Raw genomic sequence first — 15751 nt, 5'->3', positions numbered from 1 at the left:
GGACGTGAAGGTCGTCGTACTGGTGGGCGGTGTCGGGGGAGCACGGTTCCTGGAAGGGCTCAAAGCCCTGCTGGGAGGCCGTGAGCACGAGATCACCGCGGTCGTGAACACGGGTGACGACGTGTGGATGCACGGGTTGCGGATCACACCCGACCTGGACTCCTGCATGTACACCCTGGGGGGCGGCAGCGACGTCGGGCGCGGGTGGGGACGCGCCGGCGAGACGTGGACCGTCAAGGAGGAGCTGGCCGCCTACGGCGCCGAGCCCTCGTGGTTCGGCCTGGGCGACCGGGACATCGCCACGCACCTCGTGCGCACGCGGATGCTGCGCGCGGGCTACCCGCTGTCCGAGGTCGTCGAGGCGCTGTGCCATCGCTGGCAGCCGGGCGTGCGGTTGCTGCCGATGTCGGACGACCGGGTCGAGACCCACGTCGTGGTCGACCTGGACGGCGAGTCCAAGGCCATCCACTTCCAGGAGTGGTGGGTGCGGTACCGGGCCGAGCCGAAGGCGAAGTCGTTCGTGTCGGTGGGTGCCGAGACCGCCAAGCCCGCACCGGGCGTGGAGGAGGCGTTGCTCACCGCCGACGCGGTGCTGATCGCGCCGTCGAACCCGGTGGTGAGCGTCGGCACGATCCTGAACGTGCCCGGCGTGCGCGCGGCGTTGCGCAAGACCGAGGCCGGGGTCGTCGGCCTGTCGCCCATCGTGGGCGGGAAGCCGTTGCGGGGCATGGCGGACGCGTGCCTGGAGGCGATCGGCGTGGAGACCTCCGCCGAGGCCGTCGGCCGGCATTACGGGTCGCGGCGCACCACCGGGACGGGCATCCTGGACGGGTGGCTCGTGCACACGGGCGACCGGTCCGACGTGCCCGGTGTCGCGGTGCGCGCGGTGCCGCTGCTGATGTCCGATGTGGACGCGACGGCCGCGATGGCGCGGGCCGCGCTGGAGCTGGCCGGAGTCGGTCTTGACTGATCTTTCCGCACGGGACCACGCCGCCGGGTCCGTGACCCTGTTGCCGGTCAACGGTTTGCCGGAGTTCCGGCCCGGCGACGACCTGGCGGGTGCGATCGCGTCGGCCGCGCCGTGGCTGCGCGACGGCGACGTGGTCGTGGTCACCAGCAAGGTGATGTCCAAAGTGGAGGGACGACTGGTCGCCGTGCCGACCGACCCCGACGAACGGGACTCGGTGCGGCGCGAGTGGGTGCGCGCCGAGGCCGTGCGCGTGGTCGCCCAGGTCGGCCGGACGCTCATCACGGAGAACAAGCTCGGGATCGTGCAGGCGGCGTCGGGCATCGACGCGTCGAACGTCAACGGCGACGAGATCGCCCTGCTGCCGGTCGACCCGGACGGGTCGGCGGCGGCGCTGCGGTCGGCGCTGCGCGGGCTGCTGGGTGTGGACGTGGCCGTCGTCGTGACGGACACGATGGGCCGGGCCTGGCGGGTCGGGCAGACCGACGCGGCGATCGGCGCGGCGGGCCTGACCGTGCTGCACCGGTACGCGGGGTCCGTCGACCGGCAGGGCAACGCGCTGGTCGTGACCGAGGTCGCGGTCGCCGACGAGATCGCGGCGGCGGCGGACCTGGTGAAGGGCAAGCTCGGCGCCGTGCCCGTGGCCGTGGTGCGCGGGCTGGCGCCGGTCGACGACGGGTCCACGGCGCGCGACCTGGCACGTCCGGTCGAGGAGGACCTGTTCCGGCTCGGCACGGCCGAGTCGATCGCGCAGGGGCGTCGCGAGGCGGTGCTGCTGCGGCGGTCCGTGCGGGCGTTCACCGCCGAGCCGGTCGACGCCGAGGCGATCCGGCATGCGGCGGGCGTGGCGTTGACCGCGCCCGCGCCGCACCACACGCAGCCTGTGCGGTTCGTTCACGTGCGTGCGATGCGTAAGGCGTTGATCGACGCCATGCGTGCGCAGTGGGAAGAAGACCTGCTTGGGGATGGGATGTCGGCGCAAGCCGTGGCGCGTCGGGTCGCGCGGGGCGACTTCCTGCGTGACGCGCCGGAGATCGTGGTGCCGTTCCTGGTGCGCGCCGGTGCGCACGCCTATCCGGACGAGCGGCGGTCGCGGGCCGAACGGACGATGTTCACGATCGCGGGCGGCGCGGCGGTGCAGGGGTTCCTGGTCGCGTTGGCGGCCGAGGGGCTCGGGTCGTGCTGGGTGTCGTCGACGATGTTCTGCCCGGACGTGGTGCGGTCCGCGCTGGAACTGCCCTCGTCGTGGGAGCCGTTGGGCGCGGTGGCCGTGGGTCGTCCGGTGGAGCGGTTGGAGCCCCGGACGCCGCGCGGGTCGGGCGAGGGGTTCCTGGTCCGGTGAGCCTGCACTCGTCGGCGGTGTCGACGTTGTCGGAGTGGGTGGCGCCGTCCGCCGCACAGGAAGCCTTGCGCCACGCCTATCTGGGCTTCTTGGCCGCTCGTGAGGACGCGTGCGCGCGGTCGTGCGCGCCCGGCCACCTGACCGCGTCGTCGTTGGTGCTCGACGCCACGGGCACGCGGGCGTTGCTGACCTTGCACCCGCGCATCGGGCGTTGGGTGCAGTTGGGCGGGCACTGCGAGCCGGGCGACGCGAGCCTGGAGGACGCGGCGTTGCGCGAGGCGCGGGAGGAGTCGGGGATCGCCGACCTGGTGATCTCGCCGACGCCGATCCACCTGGACGTGCACCCGATCACGTGTTCGCTCGGCGTGCCGACGCGGCACTTCGACGTCCGTTTCCTGGTGCGGTCCTTGACCGACGCGCCGCCGGTGCGCAGCGCCGAGTCCACCGACCTGGCCTGGTGGCCGCTGTCCGCGCCCCCGCCCGACTCCCCCGACCTGGTCCCCCTCTTCGCCTCGGCCCGCGAGTCCTCCACTCGGACACCCTGAAATACGCACTCGGACACCCCGAGTCGTGCGTTCGGACACCGCGAGTTATGCGTTCAGGCACCGCGAGTCGTGCGTTCAGGCACCCGCTCCCACTGTCCGGGTGCGTATTTCAGGGTGTCTGGACGCGTATTTCGGAGTGCCTGAGCGGAGGACTCGCGGGTCAGTGGGTGCGGTAGTCGCGCGGGGAGAAGCGTGGGGCCCGGCGTTCGCGCCGGAAGCCCGAGGACTCGATATAGCGGACGGCACGCTGGCGTTGGGGTGCGTAAGGCGCGAGCACCACGGCCATCTCGTCGTCGTCGATCCGTTGGCCCAGCAGGGCTTCACCGACCAGGTTGGCCAGGTGGTAGTCGCCGAAGCTGACCGCGTCCGGGTCGCCCCAGGCGCGTTGGGCGACTTCCGCGGCCGTCCACACGCCGATGCCGGGCACCTTGCGCAGCAACGTGCGGCCCTCTTCGCCACGAAGATCCGTCTCCAGGCGGTGCGCCACCTGAGCGGCGGCGATGAGCGTCCGACGTCGGGCGCCGTCGACCCCCGCCGCGTGCCACTCCCAGTCGGTGACGGCGAGCAGGGCACGCGGGGTCGGCGGCACGAACATGCCCGGCGTGCCGGGCGCGGGCGCACCGAACCGGCGGCACAACGCCGCGTACGACCGGTGCGCCTCGGTGCCGGTGACCTTCTGCTCCAGCACGGCCGGCAGCAGCGCGTCCCACACCCGGCCCGTCGCGCCGAGCCGGAGGCCGGGCAGGCGGCGCCGGGTCTCGGTGATCAACGGGTGGTGCCCGACGAACCCGGAGTCGTCGTCGTCCGCGCCCAGCAACGCGGGCACCCGGTCGAGCAGCCACTCGGCGCCGTCGCCCCACGCCTGCGCCGTGACGACGTCCGCCCTGGTCAGCCGCAGGGTGCCCGGCCCGGTCGGCGTGTTCGCCGCGAGCCGCACGCCGTCGACCGCGCTGAACGACGGGTCGCCGGGACCACGCCGCAGCGGACGCAGGAGGGCGCCGACGTCCAAGGGGAACGTCGGCGCCCACGTCCTGCGCGACTCAGGCATCGGCCGAGAACCGCACCCCACCCTCGGGCAGTGCGACGCCCGGCCACACCCGCACGCCGTCCAGCAGTTCGCAGCGGGCGCCGACGACCGCCTGGTCGCCGATGACCGCGTCGCGCACCACGGCCTCGGTCTGCACCAGCGCGCCCGCGCCGAGCACCGAGCGGCTGACCTTCGCGTTCTCGCCGACCACGGCACCGTCGAACAGGACGGCACCGTCCAGCACCGCGCCGGCCGCGACGGTGCAACCGGCGCCGACGGTCGTGCCGCCGGTCAGCACGGCGCCCGGGTCGACCCGGGCACCGGCCAGCACGACGGCTTCACCGGGGGATTCCACGGCGGCCGACGGCGCGATGCCGCGCACCAGGTCGGCCGAGCCCTTGACGAAGGCGGCGGGCGTGCCGAGGTCGAGCCAGTAGGACGTGTCCACGTGTCCTTGCACACGTGCACCCGCTTCGAGCAGACCCGGGAACGTCTCCCGCTCCACCGACACCGGCCGCCCGACCGGGATGGCGTCGATCACCTCACGGCGGAACACGTAGCAACCCGCGTTGATCTGGTCGGTCGGTGGGTTCTCCGTCTTCTCCAGGAACGCCGTCACGCGACCCTCGGCGTCGGTCGGCACGCAGCCGAACCGACGCGGGTCGTCCACCTTGACCAGGTGCAACGTGACGTCGGCCTGCGTCGACCGGTGCGTCTCGACGACGCCGCGCAGGTCGACGCCGGACAGGATGTCGCCGTTGAACACCAGCACGTCGGGCTCGCGCAGCCTGTGCGCGACGTTGCGGATGGCGCCGGCGGTGTCCAGCGGCACCTCCTCCACCACGTACTCCAGTTCGAGGCCGAGGGCCGCGCCGTCGCCGAAGTACTCCTGGAAGACCTCGGCCTTGTACGACGTGCCGAGGACGACGTGCGTGATGCCGACTTCCCGGATGCGGGACAGCAGGTGGGTCAGGAACGGCACCCCGGCGGTCGGCAGCATGGGCTTGGGAGCGGACAGCGTCAGTGGACGGAGCCGGGTGCCCTTGCCACCGACCAGGACCACCGCCTCCGCGCCGATCAGCGGCGACATGCCGTTTTTCCTCCTCGGCTTACTTCTACCGGTAGATGCGAATACTCTGGCAGAAGCACTTCGGCGACACGGGCGGTGGTCCGGTGTCGCGCCACCCGCCCACCCCCCGCCGGCGCCCCGCCGGCCCAGGCAACGCAGGAGAGATCCGCATGGACCCCCGCGCTCGGGCCGACGCCGCGCTCGCCCGTGCCCGTGCCCGCGGCGGCCACGTCGTGACGCCGGACAACATGACGTCGCCGATGGATTCGTCGGCCACCCAGCAGATCCCGCGCACGGTGGTCGAGGCCGTCGACCCGCGCACCGCCGACCCGGAGACCACGATGGTCCTGTCGGCACGCACCGCGGCGGGGCAGTTCCCCGACCAGACCACCCCCCTGCCCAGGGTGGAGCCGGAACAACGCGTCGCGCCGGGTCCGATCCCGACTGTCCAGCAGGTGGCGAGCCGGCCGAGCCTGTCGCAACGGCTGTCCGGCGGGCCCGACCAGCAGCGGCCCCCGGGACTGGCGGGCCGCCTCGGCGGCGAGTGACCCGTCAGCGCCGGGACACCAGCTTCAGGCGCAGGGCCAGACCGGCGCGCACGGCGAGCAGCAGCGGCGCGTGGACCAGACCGCGGTGGCGGTCGGCCAGGTAGCGGTAGGCGCTGCTGTGGTGGGCGGCGAGCATCCGTTGTGACGACTTGGCCGTCGACACGCCGCCGATGTGCACGACCTGCGCCTCGGGCGCGTACACGTTGAGCCACCCGGCCTTGACCAGGCGGTCGCCGAGGTCGACGTCCTCGAAGTACATGAAGTAGCGCGGGTCGAACCCGTCCACCGAGTCGAACGCCTCGCGTCGCAGCAGCAGGCACGACCCGGACAGCCACCCGGCGGTGCGCTCGCGGACGGCGGCCTGCTCCTGGCGGTACTCGCGGGTCCACGGGTTGCCCGGCCAGATCTTGCCGAACGCGGCGTGCCCGACGCCCCGGCCGATCGAGGGCAGCAGGCGGGCCGACGGGTAGACCTCGCCGTCGGGTTCGCGGATCAGCGGGCCGAACGCGCCGCCGCGCGGCCAGCGCTTGGTGGCCGCCAGCAGGGCGTCGAGGCTGCCCGCGCCCCATTCGAGGTCCGGGTTGGCCACGACGACCCAGCCGACGTCGTCCGGCAGCGAGGCGACGCCGTGGTTGGCCGCCGCCCCGTAGCCGAGATTGCCGCCGGTGGGCAGGAACGTCACGTGGTCGTGCGCCTCGGCGGCCCGTTCGGGGACACCGTCCGCGGAGCCGTTGTCGGCGAGCACCACGCGGACCGGCCGGGTGGTGGCGTCGGCGAGCGTCTCCAGGAAGCGGTCGAGCGTCCCGCCGGGCGAGTAGGTGACGGTCACCACCGCCAGGTCGTCTCCGTAGCGCGTCACCCGCGACACCCTAGTGGTGGTGCACGTGGTGGACCACGGCGTGTCCCTTGCCGCGTGCGATCAGCCACCGGTTGACCGGCACCGTCAGCACGAATGCCACGACCAGCGAGAACGCCAGCGCGCCCCAGAAGAGGACGCTGCCGAGGCCCGCGTCCATGGCACCGGGGACGACGACCATCACGGCGTTGTCCACGATCTCCATGACGAGGATCGACACGGTGTCGGCCGCGAGCGCGAGCTTGACCGCCGCGCCGAACCCGATGCCGGCCTTGAGGACGCCGCGCAACGTGAGCGCGTACCCGAAGAAGAACGCCAGGGCGACCGACAACGCGACCGTGCCCCAGGCCGGCAGCCCGATCGCGGTGCCGAGGACCATGCCCAGCACCTCGCCGATGGCACACCCGGTGAGGCAGTGCAGTGTGGCGGACGTCGCCACCTTCCATCCTGTACCCATGCTGCCAACATACCCCCTAGGGGTATGCACCACAACCACGCGATCCCGCGAGTCATGCGTTGGGACACCACGAAATGTGCATTGGGACACCGCGAAATGTGCACTCGGGCAGCCCGAGTGCGTATTTCGGGGTGTCCGAGTGGAGGATTCGCGGTGCTCGAACGCACAACTCGCGGTGTCTGAACGTATGACTCGCGGGTCAGGGGCGAGTGGCGGTGGCGTAGGCCATGCGGTGCAGGGTGGCCGAAGTGGACCACGAGAAGGACTTGGCCCGGACCTGCGCGGCGGACGACAGGACGTCACGGCGGGTCGGGTCGGCCAGGAGGTCGCGCAACGCCGAGGCGATGTCCCCGGCACCCACGCCGCAGTACGCGACGGCGTCGCCGCCCACCTCCGGCAGGGACAGCCGGCGGGTGGTCAGCACGCAGGCACCGCTGGCCATGGCCTCCAGCACCGGCAGGCCGAACCCCTCGCCCAACGACGGGTAGGCCACGAGTTCCGCACCGCCCAGGAAACCCGACAGGTGCTCGAACGGCAGGTAGCCCGCCCTGATCACGCGGATCCGGTGCGGCACGGCGTCGAGCGCGCGTTCCACCTGGCCGTCCCACCCCGGCTGGCCGGCCAGCACCAGCGCCGGCGGGCGGGACAGGTCGCGCACGGCCTGCGCGAACCCCCGGATCAACGCCGGCACGTTCTTGCGCGGTTCCAACGCCCCGAGGAAAGCCACGTAAGGCGCGGTGCCCAGGCTCAGGAGCCGCCGCACGGTGGCCGTCTCGACAGGCGTCGGCGGGTGGAAGCGGTCGGTGTCCACGCCGTGCTGCGCCACGTGCAGCAGCCGCCGGTCCGCACCGGCCACGCGCGTCAGCTCGTCGGCGGTGGCCCGCGACGGCACGATGCACAGCGCGGCGCGCTTCAACGAGGCGCGCGTCCAGGCCCGGAAGAAGCGGGCCTTCACCGAGGAGTGCAGCACGGCGTCGGTGAAGAACGTGGCGTCGTGCAAGGTCACCACGGACGGGACGCGGCCCGCCAACGGCATCGTGTAGTGCGGCGAGTGCACCACGTCCACGCCGAGCCGGGCGGCCAGTCGGGGCAGCGACGCCTGCTCCCAGGTCAGCCGCGCGGTCCGGGCGGCGACGGCCTCGGCGGCGGGCACGACCCGCGAGTGCGGGGCCAGGCGCGTGTACAGGTCGGCGTCGCGCGTCTGGCACACGACGCTCAGCCGGGCACCGTCGGCGTCGAGCGCGGCGACGAGCGAATCGACGTACCGACCGACGCCACCGCGGTCCGCGGGCACGGCGGTGGCGTCGATCAGCACGCTGGGTTCGACGGGTGACACGCGGTGAAGCGTACGGCGGCGTTCAGGAGCGTCGCCGACGATTTGCCCAAACGTTGCGTCACCGGCCGCCGGCCTGGTGGATCGCCCAAACGGCCCTGGCGGCATTCTCCCAGGTGAACGCCTCGGCACGCTGCCGACCGTCCGCGACCAAAAGTCCCGAAAGCGCCTCATCGAACAAAACGGACCTGAGCGCGGCGACGAGTCCGGGCACCGAGCCGCGCGGGAACGCGACCCCGGCCCCGCCGGCGACCTCGACCAATGCCGGCGCGTCCGAGTGCACGACCGGCACACCGGCCGCCATCGCCTCCACGAGGGGCAGCCCGAAGCCCTCGGCCAGGCTCGGCGCGGCGAGCACCGACGCACGACGGAGCACGTAGGCCAGTCGGGCGTCGCTCAACCGGCCCAACAACCGCACGTGCGGCGCCCGCAGGTCGACCCCGCCCCACCCTTGGGGCCCGACGACGACCAACGGCACCCCGATCTCGGCACAGGCGCGGGACAGGTCCACCAGACCTTTCCGGGGTTCGATCGTGCCCACGGCCAGCACGTACCGCTCCGGCACGTCCACCGGGACGGCCTCGCCGAGGTCCGTCACGCCGTTGCCGACGACGTGCACCGGGGCCCGGAGCGACACGAACGAGCGCAGTTCGTCCGCGACGGCCCGGGTCGGCACCACGAGCGCGGACGCCCGCGCGGCGGCCCTCTCGATCACCTTCCGGTGCCACGCCGCGCCGCGCGGCGTCAAGGTCTCGGGGTGCGTCCACGGCACGGTGTCGTGCACGGTCACGACAACCCGTCCACGCGGCGGCGCCAGCGGGGTAGGCGCGTGCACCGCGTCCCCGCCGGGCCACAGCGGCACACCGCGTTCCCAGGCCGCGACCAGCGCCCGTCGGGGCAACGGCAGCACCCGCGGCCCCAGGACACCGGGGATGCGGGCGGCTTCGACGTCCGCGTGCCGACCGACCACCCCGGTCACGGTCCAGCCGGCCGGTGCGGTCGCGGCCAGCGCGCGCGCCAGCTCACGGGTGTACCGCCCGGTGCCCCCGGGCACCGGGGCCAGCAACTGCTCGGTGAGCACGACGAGGTTCGGCACGTCGCGTACCGTCTCACGCCGTGTCGATCCGCAGCACGGTGGTCGTCGTGACCTGGCGGGGCCGCGACCACGTGGGCCCGTGCCTGGACGCCCTTCAACACCAACGTCCACATAGGACGATCGTCGTCGACAACGCGTCCGACGACGGCACCGCCGACGTCCTGGCCGCCCGCCCGGAGACCGCCGTCCGGCTGCCCGCGAACGTGGGCTACGCGGGCGCACTGGCGGCGGCCCTCGACCGGATCGACACCGAGTTCGTCGCCTGGCTCAACGACGACGCCGAGCCCGCGCCCGACTGGTTGGCCACCCTCGAACAGGCCCTGGACGACGACCCGGGCGCCGCCGCCGTCTCGTCGACGATCGTGCTCCACGACGGCCGGACGCAGTCCGTCGGCGTCAAGCTCACCGAGGACGGCCACGGTGCGGACCACACCGGCGAGGGGGACGTCTTCGGGTTCAACGGCGGTGCCGCGCTCGTCAGGACGGCGGCGCTGAAGCGGGCGGGTGGCGTCCCGAAGGAATTCTTCTGCTACTACGAGGACACGGACACCTCCTGGCGCCTGCGCCTGGCCGGCCACCGGGTGATCACCTCGCCCGCCCGCGTGCGGCACCGCCACGGCGCCAGCACCCGGCCCGGCTCGCGCCTGTTCCACCGCTGGAACGAGCGCAACCGCCTGCTCATGCTCCTGCGCTGCGCCCCCGCCGGGATCGCGGCGGCCCAACTGGCCCGGTTCGTCGCGCTGACCCTCGTCCTCCCGCTCCGACGCCGCGTGCCGGCCGCGTGGAACTTCCGCTTCGGGCTGCGCGTGCAGGTCGTCGGCGAAGTCTTCCTCCGGATGCCGGTGGTGCTGGCCCAGCGCGGGGCGATAGGCAGGAGGTCGACGGTGTCGAGGCACGCCGTGTGGACGGGACGTCTGGAGCAGAGGTGAACCGGAAGGCCGCGTTGATCGCCGGAGCCGTGACGGCCCTGGTCCTCGCGGCGACGCTGGTGCCCGACACCGGCGGCGACCCGGCCCGGCACCTCCTCGACCGCGCCCGGTCCGCGACGACGATCGAGGACCGCCTGCTCGACACCCTGCGCGCGTACCGCACGCGCGACCGCCTGGACACGCGCTCGGACCTGCGCGGACTTGCCAGGGAGCTGCGCTTCGCCGACCGCTTCGTCCCCGATCACGCGACCACCAACCCGTCCGGCACGCGCATCGCCCACCACGACGAGGACGGGAACCTGTCCGGGATCGTGGACGTCGGCGGACCCGGCGCGATCGAACTCCCGCTCCGGGGCGGGCGCCACGCCGCCTGGCTCGGCGACGACCGGATCGCCACGGTGCGGGACGGCCGCGTGCTCGTCCACGACCAGGCCGGTCAACTCCTGCGCGAGGCCGTGGCCGACCCCGACACGCTGGTGGGCGACTGGTCGGGCCGGTTCCTCGCCTTCACGACACCGGCCGGGCGACCCCGGGTGATCGGCCTCGACGGCTCCGACGTCACGCTGCCCACGACGGCCACGCTGCTCGGCGTGCTCCCGTCCGGCGAAGCGATCCTCGCCGACCGGACGGACAAGTTCGCCATGTCCACCACCGGGACGAGAGATCTTCCCGACGATCTGCCGGTGGACCCGACGCGTTCCCGTCCCACGATCACGAAGTGCGACCACAGCGGCCTGACCCGCTTCGACACCACGACCGGTGCGCGCCTGGGCTCGGTCCCCGGGCAGCCGTGCACGACCGGCGCGTTCACCGAGGACGGCACCGAGTGGGCGACGGTCGAAGGCACCGCACTCGCCCTCGGCGACACCGCGACCGGCACCGTGACCCGCCGCGTCGAGATCCCCGACCAGGCCGGGCTGATCAGCGTCGAACCCGAACCGGGCGGCCACCGCGTGGTGCTCGACGACCACGGCACCGCGCTCGTCCTGCGCATCCCGCCGCCGGACGGCCTCGACCGCGCGTTCGCCGACGCCCACCGCGCCGCCGTCACGCCGGACGGCGCGCTCGTCGTCCTGCTCTGGCGCGACGGCCGGATCGAGGTGTGGGACCGGGGCACCCGACGCCGCCTCAACGCCACCACGACCCGCTTCCCGGCGGGCGACCGCGTGGAGTTCGCCCTGTCGCCGGACTCCCGCGCACTCGCCGCCCGCACCGTGGACCACGTCGGGCTGTGGACCCTCCCCGGCCTGGCGCCCACGACCGTCGACGCCGTCGGCACCCCGGCGTTCCTGGACGACACGCGCCTGGTCGTCAGCGGCGAGGACACCACGGTCTGGGAGCGCGGAACCCGCCTGGGGCCGCCGATCCACGCGACCGCACCCTATGCCGCGGCGGACGGCGACGACCTCGTCCTCGTCACGGCGGCGGGTTCCGCGCGCACCTTCAAGATCGGCGACGGCAGCGGCGGCGCCGGGTTCGAGGTCGGCCGGACCACCGCCGTCGCGCTCGCGGACGGCACCCTGGCCGTGGCCGACGACCACACGGTCCGCATCCACGACCTGCGCACGGGCGAACAGGAACGCCGCACCACGCTGCCCGACGACACCGTCGTCTCCGGCCTGGTGTCGGCCGACGACGAGGTGACCATCACCCTCGACGGCACGCTCGACGTGAGCTGGCGCTGGAACGTCCTGTGGGGCCTGCCCGCGTTGATCGGCCGCGGCACGGAGAGCCTGGAGGACGTCCCCGGTCCGGCCGTTCCGGGCTACGCCGTGGAGGGCGTCGGCGTCGAGTCCGCGGACCCGGCCGTCTGGCACGACGCCCTGTGCGGGGTGGTCCACCGCAGCGGGCTGGCGGACCGACCGCACGACCTGCCCGCCGGCGCGTTCGCCGACGAGGTCTGCTGATCCGCGTTCCCGAACGCACAGCGCGACTCGGGCGAGCCCCCTCTTCGGAGGCATAGACCACCTTCACGTCACACTGCGGAGCGTGATGAGGCAGGCTTGACGCGTGGAGCGAGCGATCCTGCCCGAAGTGTCCGTGGTCGTGGTCAACTACCGCGGCGCGGAGGACACCATCACCTGCCTGCGCGCGCTCCGCGACGACCTCGCCTACCCGGCGGACAAACTCCAGGTCGTCGTGGTGGACAACGCATCCGGTGACGGCGGCGCGGACCGCATCCGCGCGGCGTTCCCCGACGTGACGGTGGTGGACTCGCCCACCAACCAGGGTTTCGCGGGCGGCTGCAACCTCGGCGTCGAGCACGCCACGGGAGCGGTCCTGGCGTTCCTCAACAACGACGCCCGCCCGCACCGCGACTGGCTCACCGAGGCCGTCCGCGTGCTGCGCCGGGAGCCCGGCGTCGGCGCGGTCGCGAGCAAGGTCCTGGACTGGGAGGGCCGGACGATCGACTTCGTCGACGGCGGCCTGACCTGGTTCGGCATGGGCTACAAGCGGCACGCCGGGCAGCCCGACGACGGCTCCCACGACGTGCCCCGCGACGTGCTGTTCGGCACCGGCTCCGCGCTGGTGGTGCGGACGTCGGTGTTCAAGAGCCTCAACGGGTTCGACGAGCGGTTCTTCATGTTCTACGAGGACGTCGACCTCGGCTGGCGGATGAACCTTCGCGGCTGGCGGGTCCGCTACGAACCGGCGTCCCTGACCTACCACCGGCACCACGCTTCGATGTCCACAGTGGACATCAGTCGCGAGCTGTACCTGTTGGAGCGCAACGCGTTGGCCGCGCTCTACAAGAACCTCTCGGACGAAACCCTGGCGAAGGTCCTGCCCGCCGCGCTCGCCCTGGTCGTCCGCCGGGCCACCGCGCGCGGCGACATCGACCCCCGGCAGCTCGAGATCACCCGCCGCCCGGCCGACCCGGCCGACGACGCGGCACCCGTGCCCGTCCCCCGCCAGGCGCTCGCCGGGTTCCTGGCGATCGACCAGTTCGTCGAGCTGATGCCGTCGCTGGCCGAGTCGCGCAAGAAGGAGCAGGCGGCCCGCCGCCGCACGGACGCGGACCTGGTCCCGTTGATGCGCAAGGCGATGGAGCCCGCCTACCCGCTGCCGCGCTACCTGGCCGCGCACGAGATCCTCGTCGACCTGTTCGGCCTGGACGAGGTCTTCGGCCGGCCGCGGCGCGTGCTCGTGCTGACCGGCGACGCGATCTCGGAGAAGATGGCCGGCCCCGCGATCCGGGCCTGGAACATGGCCGACGTGCTGTCCGGCGAGCACGAGGTCCGCCTGGTCACGGTGAACCCGCTGTGCACGCCGCCCGACGCGCCGTTCCCCGTACTGCGGGTGCGGACCGGGGATGTCGGCGAGCAGGTGGCGTGGGCGGACGTCGTCGTGTTGCAGGGTCACGCGATGGAGTACGTGCCGTCGTTGAAGGACGCCGCGAACACCAAGATCGTGGTCTGCGACATGTACGACCCGATGCACCTGGAACTGCTGGAGCAGGGCAAGGACGACACGGACGAGCAGCGGGAGAAGGACCTGCTCGGCGTGACGAAGGTGCTCAACAACCAGCTCCGCCGCGGCGACTTCTTCCTGTGCGCGTCCGAACGGCAGCGGCACTTCTGGCTCGGGCACCTGGCGGCACTGGGCCGGCTGACCCCGTCGCTGTACGACAACGACCCCACGGTGCGGTCGCTGCTGGCGATCGCGCCGTTCGGGCTCTCCGGCAAGCCGCCGCAGCGCACCGGGCCAGGACTGCGGGCCACGCTCGGCCTCGCCGAGTCGGACAAGGTCGTGCTGTGGGCCGGCGGCGTCTACAGCTGGTTCGACCCGCTGACCCTGGTCGCCGCGATCGACACGCTGCGGGCCCGGCGACCCGACGTCCGACTGGTGTTCCTCGGGATGAAGCACCCCAACCCCGAGGTGCCGGACATGGACATCGCCGGGCGGACCCGGGCGTTGGCCAAGCGGCTGGAGCTGACCGGAACGCACGTGTTCTTCAACGAGACGTGGGTGCCCTACCAGGACCGGCAGAACTGGCTGCTCGACGCGGACTGCGGCGTCACCACGCACTACGAGCACGTCGAGACCACGTTCGCGTTCCGCACACGCGTGCTCGACTACCTCTGGTCGGGACTGCCGATCGTGACCACCGACGGCGACTCGTTCGCCGACCTGGTCCGGCGCGAGGGCCTGGGCGTCGTGGTCGGCTCGGAGGACCCGGACGCGCTGGCCGACGCCCTGGAGAAGGCGTTGTACGACAAGGAGTTCGCCGACGCGTGCGCCGAGCGGATCGCGGCCGTGCGGGAGCGGTTCACATGGGAGGTGGCGCTGGCGCCGCTGGTCGAGTTCTGCCGCGACCCGCGCCCGGCCACCGACCGGCTGCCCGGTTCGGCGACGCTGGTGCGCAACCGGCCGTTGGCGTTGGGCGAGAAGCTCCAGCGCGACGTGAAGCTGGTCAAGGAGTACCTGGACGCGGGCGGTGCCGGCGAGGTGGCCCGCCGCGCGACCGGCCGGGTGCTCAAGAAGCTGCGCCGTGGCTAGGCCGTTGAAGGTGCTCATCGACGGCACGCCGTTGCTGGGGCACCGCACGGGGATCGGCCGGTACACGGCCGCGTTGGCCGAGGAACTGGCGTCGACCGACGACGTGGACGTGCGCGCGGTGGCGTTCACGCTGCGCGGGTGGCGCGGGCTGCGGACGGTGTTGCCGCACGAGGTCGTGGCGCGCGGTCTGCCGGTGTCGGCGCGGCTGTTGCGGCAGGCGTGGCTGCGGTTCCCGTTCCCGCCGGTGGAGTTGCTGGCGGGGCCGTCCGACGTCATGCACGCGACGAACTTCGTGCTGCCGCCGTCGTTGCGCGCGGGTGGCGTGACCACGATCCACGACCTGGCGTTCCTCGACGCGCCCGGCGACCTGCCCCCGTCGGACCGGCGGCTGCCGGAACTGGTCCGGCAGTCGGCCCACCGGGCGGCCGTGGTGTGCACGCCGACGCACGCGGTCGCGGCCACCGTGGCCGAGCGGCTGGGCGTGGCGCCGGACAAGATCGTCGTGACGCCGCTGGGCGTGGACCCGGCGTGGTTCGCCGCGCAGCCGCCGTCGGAGGCGTTGCGGTCGAGGCTGCACCTGCCGCGCGAGTACCTGCTGTTCGTGGGCGCGGGCGGACCGCGCAAGGGCCTGGAGCCGTTGCTGACCGCGCACGCCTCGCGCCCCGAACTGCCCCCGCTGGTCCTGGCCGGCCCGCATCGGTCCGGTGTGGACGGTCGCGTCCTGCGGACCGGTTACCTGGGCGAGCCGGACCTGCGCGCGATCGTGGCGGGTGCCGCGGCGCTGGTGCTGCCGTCCCGCGACGAGGGCTTCGGCCTGCCGGTGCTGGAGGCGTTGGCGTGCCACGTGCCCGTGGTGTGCTCGGACGTGCCGGCGTTGCGCGAGGTGGCGGGCGGCCACGCCACCCACGTGCCGTTCGGCGACACCGAGGGTTTGGCGGACGCGTTGACGGTCGCCGTGGAAACCACCCCCGACCCGGTGGCGCAGGCGGCACGGCGGGCACACGCGGCCGAGTTCACGTGGCGCCGGACGGCGGAGAAGACCGTCGAGGCTTATCGTCGGGCCGCTTCACGCTGACTCCGGG

At 73.2% G+C, this 15751-nt stretch carries 14 protein-coding genes; 8 read left to right on the top strand and 6 right to left on the bottom strand.

Features of this window, described 5'->3' with window-relative positions:
- Nucleotides 1-4: 4 nt before the first annotated feature.
- The 3 genes from cofD to F4559_RS02670 are packed head-to-tail and all read left to right on the top strand — an operon-like array spanning nt 5 to nt 2854.
- Nucleotides 5-970, top strand: a complete 966-nt coding sequence (gene cofD, locus F4559_RS02680) for a 2-phospho-L-lactate transferase (protein ID WP_184665993.1) — start codon at nt 5-7, stop codon at nt 968-970.
- On the top strand, nt 906-2309 hold the full coding sequence (locus F4559_RS02675) for a coenzyme F420-0:L-glutamate ligase (protein WP_184665992.1): 1404 nt from the start codon (nt 906-908) through the stop codon (nt 2307-2309). Before cofD ends, F4559_RS02675 begins: the two co-directional genes overlap by 65 nt.
- Entirely contained in the window at nt 2306-2854 is a 549-nt protein-coding gene (locus tag F4559_RS02670) for an NUDIX hydrolase (protein ID WP_184665991.1), read from the top strand. The genes F4559_RS02675 and F4559_RS02670 overlap by 4 nt, the downstream gene beginning before the upstream one ends.
- Before the next feature lie 160 nt (nt 2855-3014).
- On the opposite strand, the gene F4559_RS02665 is transcribed toward F4559_RS02670, so the two are convergent.
- Together F4559_RS02665 and manB are read right to left on the bottom strand one after the other, a co-directional pair.
- Nucleotides 3015-3902, bottom strand: coding sequence for a DNA-3-methyladenine glycosylase family protein (locus F4559_RS02665; protein WP_184665990.1), 888 nt, complete (start codon nt 3900-3902; stop codon nt 3015-3017).
- The gene (gene manB, locus F4559_RS02660; RefSeq protein WP_184665989.1) at nt 3895-4971 is read right to left on the bottom strand and encodes a mannose-1-phosphate guanylyltransferase; all 1077 of its coding nucleotides are present in this window, start codon (nt 4969-4971) and stop codon (nt 3895-3897) included. Before manB ends, F4559_RS02665 begins: the two co-directional genes overlap by 8 nt.
- A gap of 149 nt (nt 4972-5120) precedes the next feature.
- Here manB and F4559_RS02655 point away from each other — a divergent pair, with 149 nt between their 5' ends.
- Entirely contained in the window at nt 5121-5498 is a 378-nt protein-coding gene (locus F4559_RS02655; protein ID WP_184665988.1) for a hypothetical protein, read from the top strand.
- Nucleotides 5499-5502: 4 nt separating this feature from the next.
- Here F4559_RS02655 and F4559_RS02650 read toward each other — a convergent pair whose 3' ends face one another.
- The 4 genes from F4559_RS02650 to F4559_RS02635 form a co-directional block, all read right to left on the bottom strand.
- A complete protein-coding gene (locus F4559_RS02650; RefSeq protein WP_184665987.1) occupies nt 5503-6357 on the bottom strand; it encodes a glycosyltransferase family 2 protein in 855 nt (284 codons plus the stop codon).
- A gap of 10 nt (nt 6358-6367) precedes the next feature.
- The gene (locus tag F4559_RS02645) at nt 6368-6811 is read right to left on the bottom strand and encodes a DUF4396 domain-containing protein (protein ID WP_184665986.1); all 444 of its coding nucleotides are present in this window, start codon (nt 6809-6811) and stop codon (nt 6368-6370) included.
- A gap of 199 nt (nt 6812-7010) precedes the next feature.
- The gene (locus tag F4559_RS02640) at nt 7011-8126 is read right to left on the bottom strand and encodes a glycosyltransferase family 4 protein (RefSeq protein ID WP_184675399.1); all 1116 of its coding nucleotides are present in this window, start codon (nt 8124-8126) and stop codon (nt 7011-7013) included.
- 79 nt (nt 8127-8205) lie between these two features.
- Entirely contained in the window at nt 8206-9240 is a 1035-nt protein-coding gene (locus F4559_RS02635; protein WP_184665985.1) for a glycosyltransferase family 4 protein, read from the bottom strand.
- A gap of 20 nt (nt 9241-9260) precedes the next feature.
- Between F4559_RS02635 and F4559_RS02630 the strand changes: the two genes are divergently transcribed.
- From F4559_RS02630 to F4559_RS02615, 4 genes are all read left to right on the top strand, one after another.
- Nucleotides 9261-10169 carry a glycosyltransferase family 2 protein gene (locus F4559_RS02630; protein ID WP_312865447.1) on the top strand — a complete coding sequence of 303 codons (909 nt, stop codon included), beginning with the start codon at nt 9261-9263 and terminating at the stop codon, nt 10167-10169.
- Nucleotides 10166-12076, top strand: a complete 1911-nt coding sequence (locus tag F4559_RS02625; RefSeq protein WP_184665984.1) for a WD40 repeat domain-containing protein — start codon at nt 10166-10168, stop codon at nt 12074-12076. Before F4559_RS02630 ends, F4559_RS02625 begins: the two co-directional genes overlap by 4 nt.
- A gap of 103 nt (nt 12077-12179) precedes the next feature.
- Complete coding sequence (locus F4559_RS02620; protein ID WP_312865446.1) at nt 12180-14669, top strand: glycosyltransferase; 2490 nt, start codon at nt 12180-12182, stop codon at nt 14667-14669.
- The gene (locus F4559_RS02615; RefSeq protein ID WP_312865445.1) at nt 14662-15744 is read left to right on the top strand and encodes a glycosyltransferase family 4 protein; all 1083 of its coding nucleotides are present in this window, start codon (nt 14662-14664) and stop codon (nt 15742-15744) included. Before F4559_RS02620 ends, F4559_RS02615 begins: the two co-directional genes overlap by 8 nt.
- Nucleotides 15745-15751: the final 7 nt, after the last annotated feature.

The organism is Saccharothrix violaceirubra (assembly GCF_014203755.1).
In the GTDB taxonomy this organism is placed as follows: Bacteria; Actinomycetota; Actinomycetes; order Mycobacteriales; family Pseudonocardiaceae; genus Actinosynnema; species Actinosynnema violaceirubrum.
This window is presented reverse-complemented; position numbering and strand designations above follow the sequence as displayed.